Source organism: Fundicoccus culcitae (assembly GCF_024661895.1).
GTDB classification, from domain to species: domain Bacteria; phylum Bacillota; class Bacilli; order Lactobacillales; family Aerococcaceae; genus Fundicoccus_A; species Fundicoccus_A culcitae.
This window is the reverse complement of record NZ_CP102453.1, coordinates 839125-859457: the sequence shown is the minus strand read 5'-3', so window position 1 is coordinate 859457 and position 20333 is coordinate 839125. Positions and strand designations below refer to the sequence as shown.

Below are 20333 nucleotides of genomic sequence, written 5' to 3'. Positions count from 1 at the left end.
AAATTGGATATAAACAAAATGAAAGCTTTACCTTATGATGAGCTGCGTGCATTGTACAGGAACTTCTTACATAGCCAGAACATTTCGCAATTAACAATTAATACTGCTTATACAGATACCTTCTACCTTTGGAGGAAAGGAAGCAAAGACCTGTTCTGGAAAGCAGTGACTGATACTGATTTTGAGGATATAGCAAAAGACGAGTTAATAAAGGCTCTTTCTGAGAACTCGACCGGTAATGCTAAATCACTTGCTAATAGTTACTTGTCTCACCTTAGAAGGTTTCGCATATTTTTAGCTTCTGATGGAACTGCCGAGCCATCTGCGCCTACGCAGGAAAAGTCTGTTTACCGTGCATATACTCGTAAAAAGAAAATGGACATTGACATTCCTAATCCTTCAATCGAGCAGGTTGAGATTTATCTTACAAAGTGGGACGGCCTTGAGAACTATCACCTGCAGGAGGATGCACTTAATAAACTGTTCTTTGAGCTATGCCCTAAGAATACAGACGTTATCGATATTCTATTAAAGGCATCAACGCTTAATGATTTTTATAGTACTAATATTTTCTCAATCTACCCGGTGGCTAAGCATATATGCGCTCTGGATATCGATTTGAGACTTAAAGCTGGTGATGTTACCCTGGTTGGAGATATCCAATATGTAAATATCGGGGATACATTGAAGAATTTTTACTCCTTTGCTTCAAAGTATTGTAGCTATCACAATCCACTCGATTATCCGATTTATGATAGCTACGTAGATGAGGTGCTTCGGTATTATAGAAATCTTGACAACTTTTCAGATTTTCAAGATGGCGATTTGAAGGACTATGTTAAATTCAAAGGTATACTGATAGATTTCCGTGCCTTCTATGGCTTAGATAAATATAACCTAAAGCAAATTGATCAGTATGTTTGGCTACTTGGGAAGGATTACTTCCCAAAGAATTATGGAAAGAAAAAGAGAGGAGACAAGCAGAAATGAAAATTCACTATTTTCAAAGATATCATGCAAAAGAAAATGTAGCTACGGCAAATACGATGTTGCTGTTATCTCGCCTATATCAATATTCCTCTGATAAGTTTTTTCGCTTTTTAAAGTCGGAATTTTTCTCTGATTCCTTTGAGCCAGAAATCGTATTTAACTTACAAGAGAAGAGTGTTGATAGTATTCCTGATGCGACCGTAACACAGGAAAGCTTTAAGATTGTTGTTGAAACAAAAATGTCTGACTGGTTTTATTCTGAACAACTTATGAGACATTTGAATTCCTTTGGTGATGAGAAGTATAAGGTAATGATTACTCTAGCCCCTGAGTTAATGGCAGAAGATAAAAAGAATATTTTTGAACAACAATTAAAGGAATATAACTCTGCGCAAAGTAAACCAGTAATTCATATCAATACAACATTTGAAGGTATAGTAAATGCAATACAGGAAGTAATTGATGATAGGGATTACGAAATGCAGGAGGTTTTGGATGATTATCTGAATTACTGCTATAACGATGGCCTCATTGCTGTTTCCGATTCATGGAAATTTATGAGGATGCAATTGGCAGGAACAACACTTGATTTTAATGTAAGTCAGGATATTTACTATGATAATGCTGAGCGTGGTTTTCGCGCACACGATTATTTGAGCTTGTATAAAAATAAAAGCGTACGTGCGGTTGGCAAGATTAGTGCTCGTATCACGGCTGTAGATACTGATAATGGTATGCAATATGAAGTAGAGTTTGGCGAATTGACCGAGGAAAAAAAACAGAAAATTGCAGATGCAATTATTGATGGTGTTCAACATGGATATGATATAAAAAGTAGTAAGCACAGATACTTCTTTGTTGAAAAATTCTATGAGACTGATTTCAAGAAAATCACACCGAGGGCTCCTATGGGAACGAGGGTATTTGATTTAACGCAAATTCTTGAAACTGAGCAATTACCTGAAACTGAGGATATCGCTGAACTACTTAAGACTAAGACATGGAGTTAATTGTGGGAGGTTAACATTATATGGAAAAAATATTAATTGGAATCTGCATCGTAGTTATTGCTAGCGTCTTCCTTGCGATATTCATGAAAAAGAGAGCAGATAATAAAAAACTAGAAAATCCCACGATTGTTTCGGGCATTTCACCATTTAGTGCCCCCATTAATAAGGCAGATAAACCAGATGGACTTGCAATCCAAATGGAGATGCTTCCAGTTGGATCTATAATTGATGAGAGTAGATTAGTTGAAATTAAAAGCAGTAAAGTTCTGGCACATGTAAACAATCTTGTCCCAGAATTAGCACAGGTAGGAAATACTGCTAATAATGCGATTCAAGCAGTACAAGCAAATAGTGAGGTTTTATATAGAGCTATAATTCCAGCAGGTGCAAAACTCACTAACTCGAATGCAATGGAAAATGCTGTTCGAGGTATATATCATGGTGCAGACGGTATTAAAGGTCATGCAAATTTAGTAGCAATTGAGGCTCAAAAAGGAACGGCCGTTGTAGCAAATACCGCAGCTACGGCTATGGGAGTAGCATCGATGGTTGTTGGCCAGTATTACATGACACAAATTAATGCTGAGCTTGGCTTAATAAGCGAAAGCATATCTAAGGTTTCAGATTTTCAGGACAATGAGTACCGTAGTAGAGTATTTTCACTTATAGCCCATGTTAAGACGATAGCAGACTTTCAAGTTGAAATCCTTGAAAACAATGAGTTGCGACTTAGTAAAATTTCTCAGCTTGATAGCCTGGAAGAAGAGTGTACTCAACTTTTAGGACAGGCTAATCTGACACTTGCTGGATATGCGAAAAAGAAAGATATTGATTACAAGACTTATGAAAGAGAATTAAATGAGGCTCAGAATTGGTATTTGTATCAAAAGTCCTTGCTAGATGTGATGTATAAGATTTCTGACCTAAGATATACACTGCATCTTGGTGCTGTTTCTCGGGAGCAGTGTGTGGCTCTGCTTCCTGTATTCAGACAGCAGGTTATTGATACACAAACAAGGCTCACTAACTGGCATCAAGATACCGCAAAAAGGTTGAACATTGATATAGATGAAACTCGCCGCAAGAGAGATGGATTTGACAGAGTAATTCACTTCTTTCCAGGCTTAATAAGAAATGAGTTGAATTTTCGTACAATTGATAAGAGCGTAGCAAATATAATAGATGAACAAAGCTATGGTAATGGCAGTAGTTTTAAATACGAACAATCAGAATTATATCTTGAAGATGTGCAGTTAATTGCGAAGGATGGAAAAGTATATTATTTACCAGAAAGCAAAGCGGATTAAACACCTTCTAAAATCTTCACTTGTATGTATAAATTAAACAGTAAAAGAGTTGATATGTTCCCTCATACAAAAGCCCTCAGTGGATATGTTCCCTCAAAGAAAATTAAGCAGAAAAGTAAAATGGAAATTTTCCTTTGACAGCTATCCACTCATCTCAAAACATGTTGAGACGGTAATATTGATGTCAAGGGTAGAAAAATAAGGTAGTAGAGATGTACTGATAAACTTTGTTCGAAAAAGTTGACATACCATCCATTGTACACTAAGATTTTAAAGAGATAGTGTTGTATTTAGAGAAAAGGGAGGATAAATGATGGGGAGATTAGACAGTAAGGTAGTAGTTATTACTGGTGGAGTTGGCGGAATGGGTGCTTCGCATGCTAGACGATTTGTAAAAGAAGGAGCAAAAGTAGTCATAACCGACTTGAACGAAACAGCAGGGCTAGAACTTGAAAAAGAACTTGGTGAAAATGCAAAATTCATTAAACAAGATGTTACAAAACAAGAAGATTGGGATAATGTAGTGGCACTGACTGAGTCTACTTTCGGTCCTATTCATGCATTAGTCAATAATGCTGGTGTCGGAACAATGAAGCCGATTGAAAGTATGACTGAGGATGAATATATGAAGATTATCAACATTAACCAATTATCAGTTTTCTTAGGTATGAAGGCTGTCCTGTCATCCATGCGCAAAGCTGGAATGGGATCGATTGTAAATATTTCTTCTATTGCTGGGCTTATCGGAAGTGTTGGCGGTGTTGGCTACAATGCCTCTAAGTTCGCTATGCGCGGAATGACAAAGGTTGCGGCACTAGAATTTGCTGAAGATAATATCCGTGTTAATTCCGTTCACCCAGGATTAATTGAAACCCCACTGCTTGCTGAAGAGGGAAATGCTTCGTATATTGAGGAACAATTAAAAGAAATTCCATTAAAGAGAACCGCAAAACCCGAAGAAGTAACTAATCTAGTTCTTTTTCTCGTTTCAGATGAATCTAGTTATTCTACCGGTTCTGAATTTGTTATAGACGGTGGCTTAACTGCACAGTAAATGTCGAAAATTTACATCCTATTGGTAATGGAATATAGCCGCGATGGTAGTGGATGAGTCGTGGTTCCAAATATAACGCCAAATCTATGGTGGAAATTAGTCAGAGATGATACATTAGAAGGTATATTAGAACGATTAAATACTAATGCCCTTTGATTTACAGAGGCTTTTGTCAAATATGAATAAAAATTGTCTGTGGGGTTCGATCCTATAGACTCTTTTTCTATGCTCTGATTCAAATTAATTGCCATAAATCCTCAACTTCGACCTGTTCTATCCTCTCGAACCATGTTGAGAGCGTGGCTTTACTAGTAAAAGAAAGAAATCGTTGAAAGAATATATCTAAGAAGATAAGGAGACAAGGGATATATGAACAAAATTATTGAATTGATGTTGGCAATCAAAGAGAAGGTGACGGTTTTTTATCATAAGGATACAAAACAATTTGATTACTTTCCTATTTCCGAATTCGAACTGAGAGAATTGAATACTGACACATTGCTCCCTATTAATGACGTCAATAATTTCAGACTTCCATCTCATGAAGAAATCAACCATAAGGAAATTATGCGTTTTTTTGTGAGAGAATTTGTGGAAGATAAAGAAATTCGAAAACAATTATTTGATATCTTAAAACGCTATGAATATATGGACGCATATCTGGAAAAGCTTCATGAAGTGAATTTATATGACGATTTTGTAGCTTCCTGTGGAGATATTTATATTCAGATCTTTGAGGAATGGGCTGAAAAAAATAATCTTGATTTTAAATAGCAAACACGATTATACGATGGCATAAAACTTTCTAAATTATTCTGTATAAGATCGTATGGGATAGATAAAGCATTAAGTGTTAGGGAAGTCATTGACGATTATGAGATTAGTGGAAGTCTTGATAGCACATATGATGGAAGTGTATTTTATTGAAAATGGCTTCACCCTACAAAAATAAACTATGCTTTTGAAAATATTTCTTCGGCAATAGAGATAAAAGTTTTAATTTCCTTACTCATATCTTGACTTAGTGTTGCAGCACCATAAGAGAGTGGAATAGTTACGTCCAATGGTAAAACGGTGAGGGTATCATCTTTTGGGCAGACAAAGTCAGGCATTATAGCAATCCCTAGACCGGCTTTAATCAAAGTGTAACTAATATTGGAAGAATCACTATAATAAATTGTTGCATCGGGACAATCAAGCAGAATTTTATCCTGAAGATTTCCCATTTGACTTGGACATTTTAGCGGATTTAAAAATATTAGAGTTTCTGTTCCCAAATCACTTATTTTAATGGAAGAGCTATTTGATAAATGATGTTCTTTTGGCATGACGCAAACCATCTTGCCATTAAATAGTTCATGATACGTTATTTCTGAAGAGTCAATGATATTTTCTTTAACAGTAAATATGACATCGTATTTATTAGTCAGCAGACTATTTTTTCTTTCTTTATAATCCACATAGTTTAAATAAATATGGCTATTAGGAACAGCTTTTTTATAAGAGGATAGTATGAATGGCATCTTTTCAAGTTCAAGTAGATTACCTTCATATCCAATTGATATATTTGAGTTAAATTCTGTGGAATAATTTTTCGCTTTAGATATAGCAATTTTGGCTTTAATGAAGATATCTTTCATGTCTTTATAAAGGGAAAGGCCAGCAGGAGTAAGTGTAACGGTTCGCTTACTTCTAATAAATAATTGTAATTCTAATTCATCTTCTAATGCTTTGATTTGATGGGATACGGCAGGTTGAGTAATATACAGATTTTTAGCGGTTTCTGAGAAATTTAATGTTTCGGATAAGTTAATAAAGCATTCAAGTTGTTTCGTATTCATAGGTATTCCTCTCTTATAAAAACCTTTTATATATTATAACATGTATTCATTTCAATCTAAAAGGAGATAGTGTTAAAATAATAACGAAAAATCAATTAAGTGAAAATATTCACAGGAGGTAGCTATGCGTTATATTGTAACTGGAACAGATGGAAAATTAGGTGGGCGAGTGGCAGAAGACATGTTAAAATCGGTGGAACCACAAGATTTGATTTTTACATGTCCAAACCTTGCATGGATGAATGCTGAAAAAAAGGCAAACTGGGAAAACCTTGGCGTCTCAGTGCGTCAAGGGAATTATGATAATGTGAATGAAATGACAAAAGCATTTGAAGGTGGAGATAGAATCTACATTGTTTCAGGTGTATTGATTGGTGAAGAAAGAGTGCAACAACATAAAAATGTAGTTGATGCTGCGATTGCAGCTGGTGTAAAGCATATTACGTATACGTCTTTCTTAGGAGCAAGTGAACCAGAATATGCACATGTGTATGTAACACCAGATCACACAGAAACAGAAAAGTATATACGTGAGCGTGCAGCTGAAACCGGAGTAGAATATAACTTCATGCGAAATAATCTTTATATGGAGAATTATCTAACTACCTCTGTTATGCTAGCTCTGATGTCAGACAACAAATGGTATACAACGGCAGGAGAAGGAAAAGCAACTTTCATACCGAAAGATGACAGTGCTAGAGTAGCAGCTGCTCTTTTGCTTGGAAAAGGTGAACCTAATACTGCATATAATGTTTGTGATACAGAGTCTATTTCACAACGTGACATTGTAGCCTTAATCACTGAATTGTCAGGAAGACAGATTGAATATTGTCCAGTAAGTCATGAGGAATTCTTTGAGTATTTGGATTCTATGGGAATACCGAGAGACACGAGTGGCGATTTCTCAAAATCACCTGTTCCATGGTGTGGCAATGATATGGTAACCAACGAAGCCAGTATAGCAGAAGGACTTATGGATGTTAAAAGCGATGCCGTCGAAAAATTAACAGGCACGAAACCAAAAACAGCAAGAGAAATAGCGCAAAATTACAGCTATATTTGGGAAAAGAATGTTACCAATTGGAAAGATATTAAATAGGTCTCAAGAATTTTTGGTGTTGGTGAGAGAAATCTTACTGACACCTCTTTTTATATAAACATTGCTTTTCCTTGTCTCAGCATTTTTAACGATGGTGAATAAAGAAAAGCTCAGCAGACTCAGCTTAAAAAAGAAAAAATTATATCGGAAATACAGCTTACACGCAGATATATCAGTTCGTTTATAAATCCATTTATTCAATTTTTAGGAGTAGCTCTTGCTGAAGAATTGATCTTTTGTGAATAATGTCAGGATTGTATTATGGGATATTTATTAAGAGGGTGGGTTGGTCTTGATAAACAAAAAGACTCCTGCTACATAAAAGTAGAGGAGTCAAATTAAATCGTTGCGTATTGGTTATATTTTTATCTTAATACATTCCGCGACCTTGACCACTTAAATCAATATAAATATTCTTAGATTGTGTGTAAGCATCTAGAATCATTTTATGCGTTTCACGACCGATACCAGAGTTTTTGTAGCCACCAAATGGGGCACCAGCTTCAAAACCTGCATAGGTATTGACCCACATACGTCCTGTACGAATACCCCGTGCAACTTTGAAGGCTGTATTTAAATTGCTTGTCCACACACCACCACCAAGACCGTACTCATTGTCATTAGCCATGGCAATAACATCATCGGCATCTTTAAATTTAATCACCACACCAACGGGTCCAAAAATTTCTTCTTGAGAAATTCGTAGATCATTGGTAGCTTCAAATAAAGTAGGTTGATAGAAAGCCCCTTTAGCCAATGGACCTTCTTCATAACGTCCACCACCAACCAATAATTTAGCGCCTTCTGCTTTACCAATCTGTACATAATTATCAATTGTTTTCACTTGGTTCTCGTTAACTTGTGAACCCATTTGTGTATCTGTTTCAAGAGGATTACCCACTTTAACTTTCTTAAATTCTTCCACTAAGCGTGTCACAAATTCATCATAAATTGATTCTTGGACGAAAATTCTTGATCCAGCAGAACATACTTGTCCTTGGTTAAATAGGATTCCTAAAGACACACCTTCCAAAGCTAAGTCCATGTCCATATCCTCAAAGAAAATGTTAGCAGATTTTCCACCTAATTCTAATGTTGAAGGAATTAAGTTTTCAGCAGCAGAGATACCAATTTGACGTCCAACGGCTGTTGAGCCTGTGAAAGCAATTTTATCAATGCCTTTGTGGTGTTGTAAATATTCACCTGATTTAGAACCGCGTCCAGTCACTAAATTGAAGACACCCTTTGGTAGAATGTCGTCAAGTATTTTGGCTAATTCTAGAACACTTAGAGAAGTACTTGAAGAAGGGCTGAAAACAATCGTATTACCAGCTGCTAGAGCTGGAGCAATTTTCCACGCTGCCATTAAGAAAGGGAAATTCCATGGCACAATTTGCGCCACGACACCGATTGGCTCGCATAAAATCATTGACATAGTCTGATCGCTTATCATCTTCACTGTATCTTCCTCAGAGCGAATCACCCCAGCAAAATATCTAAAGTGGTCGATGGCAAGAGGGATATCTGCGCCAGTAGTTTCTCGAATCGGTTTCCCATTATCTAAGGATTCAACTTCAGCGAAGAAAGCTAATTTTTCTTCGATTCTATCTGCAATTTCTAACAGCATCGATGAGCGTACTTTAACATCAGTACGTCCCCAAGTTTTGAAAGCTTCTTGTGCTGCTAATACCGCTTGATCAACATCATCGTTTGTCGCATCAACAAAAGTCGCTAATTTTTCGCCTGTGGCAGGATTATAAGAAGTAATAGTTTCAGTTCCAGAACCTTGAGTCCAAACACCATTAATGAGCAACTTGTAATTCTCGTCTAATTCTACAGCCATTTTATCTCTCCTATTCATTTAATGAATCTATTATAACTCTAATTAAAAGCGCACACAAATCGATTTCAACAAATACAGAATAACTTAATAAATACCTTCAAGAAAAATAAGGTTTTGAGGCTGTATTATTGTAAGCGGCAAGTGAGCGAACGTTAAATAAAGCTAATCGTTCAACAAATACCTAATTTCGTGACCGATTAGCCAAATTTGTCGTTTATTTAATGGTCACACATTTCTCGCTTAGGTTCACGCACACAACAACAGCCCCAATATGTGTGCGCTCCCCATCACGCACACAACAACAGCTCGAATATGTGTGCGCCCCTTATCACGCACACAACAACAGCCCGAATATGTGTGCGCTCCTTATCACGCTCACAACAAATGCTCCAATATGTGTGCGCCCAAGTAAGTGAGAAATAACGGTTCTTCACTTCCCACTTACACAATGGGACGGTTTATTGTCATGAGGGAAAATTTGAGTGACAATGGGGCGGTTTATTGTCATGAGGGAAAATCTGAGTGACAATGAGGCGGCTTATTGTCATGAGAGAAAATCTGAGTGACAATGGGGGGCTTATTGTCATGGGGGAAAATCTGAGTGACAATGGGACGGCTTATTGTCATGAGGGAAAATCTGAGTGACAATGGGACGGCTTATTGTCATGGTGAAGTAAGCGCGAAACCTACTTTCCACTAACGTTTTATTTTGGTGAAAAACATCCGATATTTGCAGGAAATTTACAAAAAAAAAATACAGTGGTTTTACATTTATATGCTATACTCAGGTATGCAACTACTTAAATACTAGAGATACTTTCGGAAGGATAGAAAAAGATGAAGCACTGGAGAGTTGGATTAGTTGTAATATTATCGTTGATTGCAACTTGGTTGTTGTTTGTGTTTATGGATAACCCATTATTTGATTTTGCTATTTTTGATAAGGATATTCTGAATTTCTATATGGGATACGAATTTTCTACTATAATTATCAGTGTGGTTTTTTTGTTTTTACTGTATCTAATGGCTGATAAAGTACGGCTAAGCTATCTTAATCTCAAGAATATTGATGGGGTAGTCAATCCTGTTCCATTGATTGGCTTAAATCCTAAAGAGGGTGAGGGATGGAAGACGATTGGGCTAACAATTGGGTCTATCATCACCCTTGTGACCGGAGTAGTCGTATACTTTCAGAACGTTTCAGGTAGCGGACTAACTTTTCGCTTTTTTCCAGAGTTCCCCCTTATTATCCTGTTTGCTCTAATGAACTCTTTTACAGAAGAGGTTATTTTCCGTTTATCTTATACGACTATCATTGCCAATGAAAATTTGAGTCCTAAAATATCTGAATTTCTTTCCGCTTTAGTTTTTGGTGTTGTTCATTATTTTGGTATTGCGCCTAGCGGGATTGCTGGGGCTATTATGGCAGCATTTATTGGATGGTTTTTAGCAAAATCAATTAATGAAACAAAGGGTTTCTTCTGGGCATGGACAATTCATTTTGCGCAGGATGTCGTCATTCTGTTTTTCCTTTTTATGAAAAACTAACTTTTGAATCGTGAAGCCATGTTCTCAATTAATTTTAAGAGAAAGCGGTCGTTAGGAAAATCAAGCCCATCTCAGATCTTAGGGACTATCATCCAGTACGCGAAAAAATCTCATTAGGCAATCCTGTTGAATATACAGAAAATGGGTATAGTAAATTTGTTGTTTTAGATACTTAAGTAGATTTGAGTTTATAGCAAGTTCCAACTGAATAATTATACTTCTGTTGAGAAAATCATCGATGGGAAACTATCGGTTCAATAATTTTGGTGTTGGTGAGAGAATCGTCACTAACACTATTTTTTTTTGGTTCCTAACGTTTACCATGGATAGGTTGTAAGATAGCTGAATCCGTTAAATTAAACATTTTGGATAGAATTCGATATAATAAAGAGAAAAGAAATAATAGCGTATATATATTAAGGAAAGGGATTAATTATGATACATAAATATAAATATATTATATTAGGCGGCGGAATGGCTGGAGCGAATGCAGCCACTGAAATCCGTCAGCATGATTCTGAAGGAACATTATTAATAATTACCAAGGAAGCTGACAAGCCCTATCATCGTCCCCCATTAAGTAAAGAATTCTGGACGCAGGCAGATTATCCGAAAGAATCGATCTACTACAGTATCAATAATGATAAGGCGATTGATTTTTTGATGGAAACGACCGTAAAAAAAATAAATGCAGATCAACTGACGATTGAAGTTGATAATGGAGAAGTATACCAATATGACAAGCTACTGTATGCTTTAGGTGGTGCACCTAAGTGGATTGAGGGTCCTGAGAGTGACCGCGTTTTTGCACTACGAACCTTAGAAGACTATCGAGGTATCCGTCAATTAACCGATCGGAGTAAGCATGCAATTATCGTTGGCGGTGGTTGGGTTGGGGCAGAACTTGCTGCCGGACTAAAGATGAATGATATGGATGTAACGCTTGTATTTTCCAACAACACCTTAAATGAAAAACGTTTGCCACTTGCACTTGCTGAAAAATTCCACCAACGGTTTGTAGATTTTGGTGTCAATTTAATTAATAATGCTAAGGCTGATAGTTATCGCGTAGTGGGCGATAAAGTTTGCTTAAAGCTGGAGGATGGCCGTGAATTAACGACAGATATTCTAATATTAGGTCTTGGTTTACAGCCTAATGTTGACTTAGCTAAAGCAGCTGGTTTAGAAGTTGGAAATGGCGTAATAGCAAATAAATATCTACAGACATCCAATGAAAATATTTATGCCGCTGGCGATGTTGTGAGTTATCCAGATTTGATTATTGGACGTAATCGCTTTGAACATGAAGACCAAGCCGAACATTCTGGACAGACAGCAGGACGAAATATGGTCGGCATGGAAGAAGTGTATACTCATAGTGCCCCGTTATCCTATACCGATGTTATAGATATTTCCATTGAAGGGGTCGGAGAAATGAGCCGGAACCGTGATGATGAAATTATTGAGGAAGTTGGTAATGGTTATATTGTCTATTATCTTAATCAAGGTAAACCTTCTGGCATTCTAACCTATAATGTGAAAGTTGATATGGATAAGGCTCGTGATATTCTTGCCAATCCACCCGAAACACCTGGCGAATTGCATGGAATGTTAAAACCACTTTGAATCAAAAAGGCTTAAAAAAAGATAGACAAACTTAAAGTCAGCAAGGATGACACCACGGTTAAGCCGGATAATAGCAATCATTATAATTTTCAATATATATTCTAATCAGATTGTAAACCAAGCTAAAGAAATTCTCATCGCGTTCGGATTATTTGATAACCTTTTAGATGGTAATTATCAGGGAAATAGTCAAATTGGACCCGTCAAAGTTGTATTACGTTGAGGTTGTTGAAGGAAGAGTGCAAGCAAATTCTATCATTAAACATATGAATGGCTTAGGTAGTCAGGCTGAAGCCATTATTCCAACCATCATTGAAGAACAAAGTATAGAAGTTGAAGCCGTGTCAGGAGCAACTGTGTTTAGCATTGCAATAAAACAAGCTGTTCAAGAAGCCATTAATTCAGTCTATCTTTAGATAGTTATTCCAAAGGAGTGGATTTCGACATTACTTCTTTAATAAATACCCCTGCTAAAAAACCACGCGGATGCGTGGTTTTTTTATTCAACTAATTAATAACCTTGTACTTCAAATACACGGCTCCGCTAGCAAAGGTTTGAGCACATATAAACTCTAATCGCTGATACGGAATCTGTGGTAGTGCAGGTTTTCCGCTAGCAAGTATAATTGGAAAAATATTCACATGACATTCATCCAATAAGCCTAATGCCATCGCTTGGCTGGCTATATTTTGACCACTGATTGATATATCTGAGTCTGTTTCTAATTTTAGTCGTCTAATTTCATCGGGATTCAAATCACGTCTTAACTCCGTGCGTTTACTGCTGACATGGTCGAGTGTTCTTGAATACACAATCTTATCTGTATCTTGCCAAGCCCGTGCAAATTGATACAATCTATCGAGTTTGTCACCAATATCTGGATCAGGCTTAACGGTTTCCCAATAAACCATCGCTTCATACATTCCACGTCCGTAAAGATCTAAGTCTGTTTTAATTTGGAATTCGGTCCAAAAATCGAACACTTCATCATCTGGAACTGACCAATTAAGTTTACCATCCGCATCTTCCATGAAACCATCTAATGACATGTTAATGGCATAGATTAATTTACCCATATTTACACCTTCCTTCCTCCATTGGATTGCCAACAAATTTCTCTACTTTATCATAAAGAAAACAAAAATAAATAGCAATTTAAAACGACTAGGATAAGGCGGTTTTTATTAGTATAATGGGACTGTAAGGGTTTAAAAAAAGGAGAGATAATATGGAAACGGAAATTTTAGTCGATGGATTTGCTATACGAAATGTCAAATGTGATTTTATGGAAATCATGATTAATTTTAATGAAAAAGGTTTTTCTCCTAAAGGCGTTTTATCTAAAATTCAAGCTAATATAGAGACCTTTCTTGAGCAATTTAAGGCGGATTTTGGAACACTTTCATGTATTAGAATGGATAATGACCATATTAATACGAGCCATTATCATGAGAAGAATTTTTCTTTAAGTGGAAAGCGAACCATCATTATCTCATTGCCATATAGTATGGAAGTACAAAATGCCATTCTAGCTAATATTACTGATGGGGATTTCAATGTGGACTATTCGGTAAGTTATAAAATCTCTAACATTCAAGAAGTTGAGAATGAATTATTGAAAGAAGCTTTGTTGAATTCAAAATCGCAAGTAGAGATTATAGCAGCCATTACAGGACAAAAGATTGTTGGAATAAGGAGGATTGAAAAAATTAGTGATGATTTTGAACCTAGGATGGATTATAAGATATATGAAGAACCAACCCTATCAAGTAAAAATAGAAAAGTTATGTTATCTGAATCTTTAGAATCACCCGAGCAGACCATTGAGAAACAAATAGAGGTAATGTGGGTTTTGGGATAAGTAAATCACTTGTTGAAAACTTTGGCATTAGCATTGCTAATGAGTGACAAATATCTAAAGCTATTCTAATATAAAATCAATATGCTATAATAATCAATTAAAATGAATGTTTGAAAGAGGTAACATATTAGTAATTCAATAACTATATGATACATTTTTTGCAATTTAAGTGATTATTTTTGATAAATCAGCAATAATTTCTTGCGTCCCGTGAGTCAGATTTGTTCGGTTATCCACTTTAACATTATTGATACAGCAAATAAGAAGAGCAAATCTATGGAGTGAAAACATAGATTTGTGCTTCTTATTATGTTAGATGATTTAAAATAAAAGAGCAGAGTTAAAAGTACCAAGAAGGAAACCCGCCATGCTAGCTTGAACAGCAGTCGGAATCTCAAATTCGATAACAATAAAAAGCCAACTAAAAAATGCTAAATAATAAGACAAATCCACCATATTATCATATAGTTTTTCATGGTTTTGAAATACATCCTGACCCGCTAAATATCCAATCATGGCGTTAAAAATCAAGGAAAAAATAATCTCGAACCAAAAATAAATCCATTTAGACGGTTCAAGATCTTTATTTTTCATATCCCGGACTTCTTTTTTATCCAACTGATACATAATGTATGCAAAAACTAGTCCTATAATTTCATGAAAGTAAAATAGAAATAGCACCGGAAATATTTCCTAATCTATCTATTTTCCGATTCCATAAATGCGCTCATCAAACGCATATACCGATATCCTGATTCCCTATATACGTTTCTGTTTCTGGGATATTTATTTAGGTTTTAATGGTATTTTAATAAAAATGGGGAAGTGTTATAATATTTGGTAGTAAAGGAGGCGTAAAGATGACAAATAATAGGATTTTAACTACACATGTAGGATCATTACCTAGAACACAAGCTCTAATTGAAGCGAATAAGAAACGCTATCAAGGCAATATTTCTGAGGATGAATTCAATCTAGTTATTGAACAATCAGTGAATGAGGTAGTGAAGCGTCAAAAAGAGATTGGTATCGATATTATTAATGAAGGTGAATATGGACATATCACATCTGGAGCGGTGGACTTTGGTGCTTGGTGGAATTATTCCTTTTATCGATTAGGTGGTTTGGAAATGACAGATGAAGACAGATGGGCTAAGGCTGAAAAAGTTCGCTCTGAGCCAGGTAAGATTAAGTTAACTTCGTTTTCTGATCGCCGTGACCGAGCCTTATTTAGAGAAGCCTATGAAGATCCGGATAGTGGTGTTTTAGGGAACCGAACAGCTGTAGGTAATCCTGTTTTTGCTGGACCTGTTACTTATATTGGTCAAAGTCAAGTTCAACGAGATGTGGATTTACTTAAAGCAGCTATGGATAAAAATGGGGTAGAACAAGGTTTCATGGCGGCCATTTCACCGGGTTCTGCTGCACGTTTAGAAGATCGTTATTATCATGATGAAAAAGCTTTATTAAATGCTTTAGCGGATGCTTTAAGTATTGAATATAAAACCATTACTGATGCAGGTTTGATTTTGCAATTGGATGCTCCGGATTTAGCGGAGGCGTGGAATCAAATTCATCCTGAACCTACATTGTCTGATTTTCAAGATTGGTTACAGTTACGCATTGACGCGATTAATCGAGCTTTAGTAGGTATTAAGCCTGAATTAGTTCGATTGCACATTTGTTGGGGATCCTGGCATGGACCACATACAACCGATATTCCTTTTGAAGCGATTGTTGACCAATGTCTTCAAGTCAATGCCTCTGGATTTACATTTGAAGCATCGAGTCCACGGCACGCTCATGAGTGGCGTGTTTGGGAGAAACCTGGCCGATTAAAAGCCGGTCAAAAAATTATCCCAGGTCTTGTATCGCATTCAACCAATGCAGTTGAACATCCGCAACTAATTGCAGATCGAATTGTTAAATTTGCCGAATTAGTTGGCCCAGAAAATGTCATTGCTTCAACCGATTGTGGCTTAGGAGGCCGGTTACATGAACAGATTGCTTGGGCTAAATTAGAAGCTCTTACAGCCGGTGCGGCTATTGCAAGTAAACAATTGTTTGGATAGGGTTTATAGTAGGCAGTTCATTTTTGAATGGTATGTCTATTGATTGTATAAAATATAAGGGGTTTAGTTAATCGAGCCGAAAAACTTTCTGAATATCATAGTCTGTTTAAGGGGATAAAAAGAATGATCGACCATAACAATAAATATCTTAAAGTAAAAACCCTCTTGATTTGCCTTGGATTCTCACTAACATTGATGCTTTTTCCCGTCGTTTCGGCTGTAATAATCGTTGTTAATCAACTAGATAGGATTCAGGGTTTTTGGTTGCAAGGATTATTCATGTTGCTGTCTATGATAGTTCCTTTAATTTATCTGTGGAAGACAAAAATTACTCCCACTTCGATTGGTTTGACAGGCATAGAAAAAGGGCGTATGCAAAAAGTGTTGTACTTTATCCCTTTATTACTTGCAAAGGTGGGTTTTCTGTTTTTTGGCGTTTCCAAGGATATTCCTACCATTGTTGCCTTGCTGTTCTTTACCGGTGCCATCGGTGTGTCTGAAGAATTATATTTTCGAGGCATTATTTTATATAAATTGAAAAAATGTTTTTCAATCAAACAATCCATTCTATGGTCTGCTTTATTATTTGCAGTAGTCCATGCTTCACAAGCCTTTTCAGGTGCAAGTGATTTACTTGTTTTCCTTACGATGGTTAATGCGATGATATTTGGTATAATTGCTGCGGAAATTGTTATCATAACAAATAGTATTATCCCCGTAATTATTTGGCACATGTTGTTTGATTTTGTCAATTGGGTGTCTTTAGTTGACGGCAAAACAGAGTTTATGTTGATTGTTATCCAGTCGATAATTATGGTTTTGTATGCCTACTATTTATGGACAAAATTAGTTGTTCGGCTTTAACGAGTTGATAATTGTAGCCACCTTTTCAAACGTACAAAGATGAAATCATTTATAATGTTATTATCACGCTTCCTCTTGGTTATGAGTGCTTTCTTTGATAAAGTAAAAAATAATAGTAATACAACTAAGTATATGGAACATTACGTATGGCATTATTATAAAGGAGAATCAACTATGCAAATAGCCTTAACAAAGAAATTAGCTGATGCAAAAAAACTGACACTACCTACTAGCGATGAAACGATTGACCCATTATTTACTTGGACAGCAAATTGGACGAGAGCATGGGAAAATCGTAAAAATGAGGACATCTTAGTTCTTGTTAACTCGGCAACGCAATTTACGGTTGCGATTTATGAAGTTAAGCGAAAAGATTTGAATAATATGGAAGAAATTATCCGAAACGCTATTTCTAATACACTTCTTGCGATGAATATAAATCAAGAAATTATTGATGAATATTGGAGTTTAGCCGGTGATATTGAATTTGTAAAAAATAGCAGTAGACAAGCAGCCTCTCGCGTATCAAAATCTGGGCAGCAAAGTAGCTTTTATATTGACCGAAATTATTCAGGGGTGGCAAAGGTATTTGATGACACGATGGGAAAATCAATAAGTCAAGTTTTAGTTCAAAAACCGAATGCAAAAAATGATTATATACTACCCAGTGAAGAAATGGTTAATGCACTCACAGAACTTACGGGTAAGAATATTTATGACTATCATGCGTTTGAACTATTAGTCACACTAGATTTAGGTGCTTACAAGGCGACACGTCAATTTATTGTAGCTGCAGACTTAAATTTTTCTCAATTACATAACATATTGCAGTCAGTGTATCGATGGGAAAATAGTCACCTTTATGATTTTACAGTATATGAAGGTAATAAACGTCGACCAATTGCTAGACTTGTCCCATTTGAGGAAGATCTTGAATATGATTCAGAAGCTATTTTAATGGACGAGCAGGTTTTATCTGATTACTTCCCAATGTTCAAACGAATCGTCTACACATATGATTATGGAGATAATTGGCAACACCATATCCGGCTTGTTCGAGAAATTGAGCATTTTGATATGCCATCACCTTATCTTGTCAAAGCCAGTGGACAAGCACCACCCGAAGATGTTGGGGGCGTTGGGGGCTTTTTAGATTTCCTAGAAAGTATAACGAATCCTAATCATCCTGAATATGAAGAAAATAAAGTATGGGCGGGTTTCTGGAGTCCAGAATTAAGTGATTGGGAGACACAACCGAGATTGATTCATTAGACAATAAGTTAAAGAATATTGCATGACTCAGGGGCAACGAAAACAAACCTTATTAAAATGCAAATCTATTTGACTAAATTACTTGAGCATTCGCAAATATATACGAAAAGGCATCGAGCGTATTTAGAGAGGCATCGTCCGGCTGTCACGCTTCTTGGGATAGTTGCTTTACCAACCTCAGACAGCTAATTGAAATTCGTATGATTGCCCGTAACTTGAGTAAGTGTCAATCAAATCAAAATGTCAGATGTTGCCTTGGTTTTTATGATTGTCGTTGACATCAATAAGCACAAATATTAGGCTTAATAAAGATAAATTAGTAATATATAAATTATAAGTAGTCTATTTTTGAGAGGAGCATTTGATGTTTAAGCAATTTAAATCCCTTTTTAGTAAAACTGATATCCCTTTAATTAATGCCGGAGATTATTTTCTTCATTATGAATCGGATGGTCCTGGCCTGGATAAAGGCTTGGAATGGGTAACTAATGGCAATATGATAACATTGGCAATGAGTGAGCGTCCTGAAGATTTTGATTATTTTTGTGAGAATTTACCCGAATCTAAACTCATTCGTAAAGGGTTTGGCTATGCACCTCATAAAATTCGTGGAAAAGTTGATTTATTAGATTTACCCGATTACTTTGACGTATGCGATTTTGTTGGTTGCATTGGGATTCAAAATTATCGTTCAAGTGTCGAATTACTGCATGCACAAGAAGAGGTTTTTCGTTATTTCTTGAAAGCCGCTCAAGATCATCATAAAAAAGCTTTTATTAATGCGTTTAATAGTTCAGAACAGGTTTTAAAAGTCATGGTGGAATTAAATGCACGGGGGCATATACTATTATTGGATCAAGTGGATCAACTTGAACACTTTTTGGGGTTAGATAGTTATTTTGTGATAACACCTGACTATTTAGTTTATGATCATTTTCAAACGATGATTGAACAGATCCCTTTATCTCGGCTATTGACAGCGATAGAGAGTTACAAGACGATTGCGCATAGTGATCAGATTGAGCCATCCGATGTTGTTATTGGGCATATACTGGATAAAATAGCTGAAATTAAAAAGTTAAATCGTCAAGAGGTGCAAAAGCAGATTTATGAAAATTATAAAGCCCTAAATATTTAACTTAACTATCGAAAAATGAAGCCTCGCTTATGAGTTAAGACTGTTAAGTGGGGCTTTGTTGGTTGGTTGATTAATCTTTTATAATTAATCACTCAACTTATAAATATATACTTTCGCCAGTCAGTGGATATCTTCCATGATTGGCGATTTTTTTTGATGAAATGATAGACAAATGAAAAAAAGAATGCTAATGTAATACTTGCTACAAGTAACAGGTGTTACAATCGTTGAAAAAGAAAGGTGGTGTGATGTGGAAAATCAAGTTGACTACGAGTGGTTAATGCTTAATTTTACAATTCCGAAAGAGCCATCACGTGTCAGGGTTAGTGTGTGGAGGAAATTAAAAAAACAAGGGGCTGTCAGTATTGGGCAATCGACTTGGCTTTTACCAGCAATGGATAATCACTTGGATTTTTTTAATGATATTGTCAATGAAATCCAAGACAACCATGGTACGGCTTACTTAGCTAAGGCTGATTTTATTACTACAACAAGTTCGGACGATATTGTTGATATATTCAATCAAGCTAGGAATGAAGAGTATAAGGAGTTTTTAGAAAAGTGTGAGGACTTCTATGCTGAAATAGAAAATGAGACGAACAAAGACAATTTTACTTATGTTGAACTTGAAGAAAATGAAGATGAATATAATAAATTACTTGAATGGTTTAAGAAGATTAGTTTTAGGGATTCCTTCACAGCCCCATTAAAAACGGATGCCATACAAGCTATAGAAAAATGCCAAAATCTTTTAGAGACGTTTACTAACCGTGTGTATGAATTAAACAATTAAAAGGATAGAAGGTA

Annotated in this window: 19 protein-coding genes; 15 read left to right on the top strand and 4 right to left on the bottom strand. The window is 36.0% G+C overall.

What is annotated here, in order from left to right; translation table 11 throughout:
* Positions 1-3: 3 nt before the first annotated feature.
* The 5 genes from NRE15_RS03975 (at position 4) to NRE15_RS03955 (ending at position 5135) form a co-directional block, all read left to right on the top strand.
* Positions 4-990 carry a hypothetical protein gene (locus NRE15_RS03975; protein ID WP_313794323.1) on the top strand — a complete coding sequence of 329 codons (987 nt, stop codon included), beginning with the start codon at positions 4-6 and terminating at the stop codon, positions 988-990.
* Complete coding sequence (locus NRE15_RS03970) at positions 987-2000, top strand: hypothetical protein (protein ID WP_313794322.1); 1014 nt, start codon at positions 987-989, stop codon at positions 1998-2000. The genes NRE15_RS03975 and NRE15_RS03970 overlap by 4 nt, the downstream gene beginning before the upstream one ends.
* 20 nt (positions 2001-2020) lie before the next feature.
* Positions 2021-3307, top strand: a complete 1287-nt coding sequence (locus tag NRE15_RS03965) for a hypothetical protein (protein WP_313794321.1) — start codon at positions 2021-2023, stop codon at positions 3305-3307.
* A gap of 313 nt (positions 3308-3620) precedes the next feature.
* Positions 3621-4361: a glucose 1-dehydrogenase gene (locus tag NRE15_RS03960; RefSeq protein WP_313794940.1), complete on the top strand. Its 741-nt coding sequence runs from the start codon at positions 3621-3623 to the stop codon at positions 4359-4361.
* Positions 4362-4730: 369 nt separating this feature from the next.
* Complete coding sequence (locus tag NRE15_RS03955) at positions 4731-5135, top strand: hypothetical protein (RefSeq protein WP_313794320.1); 405 nt, start codon at positions 4731-4733, stop codon at positions 5133-5135.
* A gap of 179 nt (positions 5136-5314) precedes the next feature.
* On the opposite strand, the gene NRE15_RS03950 is transcribed toward NRE15_RS03955, so the two are convergent.
* On the bottom strand, positions 5315-6202 hold the full coding sequence (locus NRE15_RS03950; RefSeq protein WP_313794319.1) for a LysR family transcriptional regulator: 888 nt from the start codon (positions 6200-6202) through the stop codon (positions 5315-5317).
* A 124-nt stretch (positions 6203-6326) separates the two neighbouring features.
* Here NRE15_RS03950 and NRE15_RS03945 point away from each other — a divergent pair, with 124 nt between their 5' ends.
* Complete coding sequence (locus tag NRE15_RS03945; RefSeq protein WP_313794318.1) at positions 6327-7301, top strand: SDR family oxidoreductase; 975 nt, start codon at positions 6327-6329, stop codon at positions 7299-7301.
* A 370-nt stretch (positions 7302-7671) separates the two neighbouring features.
* On the opposite strand, the gene NRE15_RS03940 is transcribed toward NRE15_RS03945, so the two are convergent.
* Positions 7672-9144, bottom strand: coding sequence for an aldehyde dehydrogenase family protein (locus NRE15_RS03940; RefSeq protein ID WP_390887178.1), 1473 nt, complete (start codon positions 9142-9144; stop codon positions 7672-7674).
* Positions 9145-9981: 837 nt separating this feature from the next.
* On the opposite strand from NRE15_RS03940, the gene NRE15_RS03935 reads away from it, so the two are divergent.
* The 3 genes from NRE15_RS03935 to NRE15_RS03925 all read left to right on the top strand — a co-directional run bounded on the left by NRE15_RS03935 (position 9982) and on the right by NRE15_RS03925 (position 12734).
* The gene (locus NRE15_RS03935) at positions 9982-10692 is read left to right on the top strand and encodes a CPBP family intramembrane glutamic endopeptidase (protein WP_313794316.1); all 711 of its coding nucleotides are present in this window, start codon (positions 9982-9984) and stop codon (positions 10690-10692) included.
* 435 nt (positions 10693-11127) lie between these two features.
* A complete protein-coding gene (locus tag NRE15_RS03930) occupies positions 11128-12318 on the top strand; it encodes an NAD(P)/FAD-dependent oxidoreductase (RefSeq protein ID WP_313794315.1) in 1191 nt (396 codons plus the stop codon).
* Positions 12319-12557: 239 nt separating this feature from the next.
* Entirely contained in the window at positions 12558-12734 is a 177-nt protein-coding gene (locus NRE15_RS03925) for an FMN-binding protein (protein WP_313794314.1), read from the top strand.
* A 91-nt stretch (positions 12735-12825) separates the two neighbouring features.
* Here NRE15_RS03925 and NRE15_RS03920 read toward each other — a convergent pair whose 3' ends face one another.
* On the bottom strand, positions 12826-13395 hold the full coding sequence (locus tag NRE15_RS03920) for a dihydrofolate reductase family protein (protein WP_313794313.1): 570 nt from the start codon (positions 13393-13395) through the stop codon (positions 12826-12828).
* Between the two features lie 152 nt (positions 13396-13547).
* On the opposite strand from NRE15_RS03920, the gene NRE15_RS03915 reads away from it, so the two are divergent.
* A complete protein-coding gene (locus tag NRE15_RS03915; RefSeq protein WP_313794312.1) occupies positions 13548-14180 on the top strand; it encodes an SIMPL domain-containing protein in 633 nt (210 codons plus the stop codon).
* A gap of 321 nt (positions 14181-14501) precedes the next feature.
* On the opposite strand, the gene NRE15_RS03910 is transcribed toward NRE15_RS03915, so the two are convergent.
* Positions 14502-14774, bottom strand: coding sequence for a hypothetical protein (locus NRE15_RS03910; protein WP_313794311.1), 273 nt, complete (start codon positions 14772-14774; stop codon positions 14502-14504).
* Between the two features lie 266 nt (positions 14775-15040).
* Here NRE15_RS03910 and NRE15_RS03905 point away from each other — a divergent pair, with 266 nt between their 5' ends.
* From NRE15_RS03905 to NRE15_RS03885, 5 genes are all read left to right on the top strand, one after another.
* Entirely contained in the window at positions 15041-16252 is a 1212-nt protein-coding gene (locus NRE15_RS03905; RefSeq protein ID WP_313794310.1) for a cobalamin-independent methionine synthase II family protein, read from the top strand.
* Between the two features lie 123 nt (positions 16253-16375).
* Positions 16376-17116, top strand: a complete 741-nt coding sequence (locus NRE15_RS03900; protein WP_313794309.1) for a CPBP family intramembrane glutamic endopeptidase — start codon at positions 16376-16378, stop codon at positions 17114-17116.
* 174 nt (positions 17117-17290) lie between these two features.
* Entirely contained in the window at positions 17291-18388 is a 1098-nt protein-coding gene (locus NRE15_RS03895; RefSeq protein ID WP_313794308.1) for a plasmid pRiA4b ORF-3 family protein, read from the top strand.
* A 364-nt stretch (positions 18389-18752) separates the two neighbouring features.
* Positions 18753-19526 (top strand): TatD family hydrolase, encoded by a 774-nt coding sequence (locus NRE15_RS03890; protein WP_313794307.1) that lies wholly within the window; start codon positions 18753-18755, stop codon positions 19524-19526.
* A 250-nt stretch (positions 19527-19776) separates the two neighbouring features.
* Positions 19777-20319, top strand: coding sequence for a Chromate resistance protein ChrB (locus NRE15_RS03885; protein ID WP_313794306.1), 543 nt, complete (start codon positions 19777-19779; stop codon positions 20317-20319).
* Positions 20320-20333 lie beyond the last annotated feature (14 nt).

Bases quoted from the DNA above. Each gene is read 5' to 3' on its own strand.
- NRE15_RS03965 (WP_313794321.1), top strand. From the start codon at position 2,021: ATGGAAAAAATATTAATTGGAATCTGCATCGTAGTTATTGCTAGCGTC.
- NRE15_RS03940 (WP_390887178.1), bottom strand. From the start codon at position 9,144: ATGGCTGTAGAATTAGACGAGAATTACAAGTTGCTCATTAATGGTGTT.
- NRE15_RS03950 (WP_313794319.1), bottom strand. From the start codon at position 6,202: ATGAATACGAAACAACTTGAATGCTTTATTAACTTATCCGAAACATTA.
- NRE15_RS03920 (WP_313794313.1), bottom strand. From the start codon at position 13,395: ATGGGTAAATTAATCTATGCCATTAACATGTCATTAGATGGTTTCATG.
- NRE15_RS03890 (WP_313794307.1), top strand. From the start codon at position 18,753: ATGTTTAAGCAATTTAAATCCCTTTTTAGTAAAACTGATATCCCTTTA.
- NRE15_RS03960 (WP_313794940.1), top strand. From the start codon at position 3,621: ATGGGGAGATTAGACAGTAAGGTAGTAGTTATTACTGGTGGAGTTGGC.
- NRE15_RS03945 (WP_313794318.1), top strand. From the start codon at position 6,327: ATGCGTTATATTGTAACTGGAACAGATGGAAAATTAGGTGGGCGAGTG.
- NRE15_RS03905 (WP_313794310.1), top strand. From the start codon at position 15,041: ATGACAAATAATAGGATTTTAACTACACATGTAGGATCATTACCTAGA.
- NRE15_RS03900 (WP_313794309.1), top strand. From the start codon at position 16,376: ATGATCGACCATAACAATAAATATCTTAAAGTAAAAACCCTCTTGATT.
- NRE15_RS03955 (WP_313794320.1), top strand. From the start codon at position 4,731: ATGAACAAAATTATTGAATTGATGTTGGCAATCAAAGAGAAGGTGACG.
- NRE15_RS03935 (WP_313794316.1), top strand. From the start codon at position 9,982: ATGAAGCACTGGAGAGTTGGATTAGTTGTAATATTATCGTTGATTGCA.
- NRE15_RS03895 (WP_313794308.1), top strand. From the start codon at position 17,291: ATGCAAATAGCCTTAACAAAGAAATTAGCTGATGCAAAAAAACTGACA.
- NRE15_RS03915 (WP_313794312.1), top strand. From the start codon at position 13,548: ATGGAAACGGAAATTTTAGTCGATGGATTTGCTATACGAAATGTCAAA.
- NRE15_RS03970 (WP_313794322.1), top strand. From the start codon at position 987: ATGAAAATTCACTATTTTCAAAGATATCATGCAAAAGAAAATGTAGCT.
- NRE15_RS03910 (WP_313794311.1), bottom strand. From the start codon at position 14,774: ATGAAAAATAAAGATCTTGAACCGTCTAAATGGATTTATTTTTGGTTC.
- NRE15_RS03930 (WP_313794315.1), top strand. From the start codon at position 11,128: ATGATACATAAATATAAATATATTATATTAGGCGGCGGAATGGCTGGA.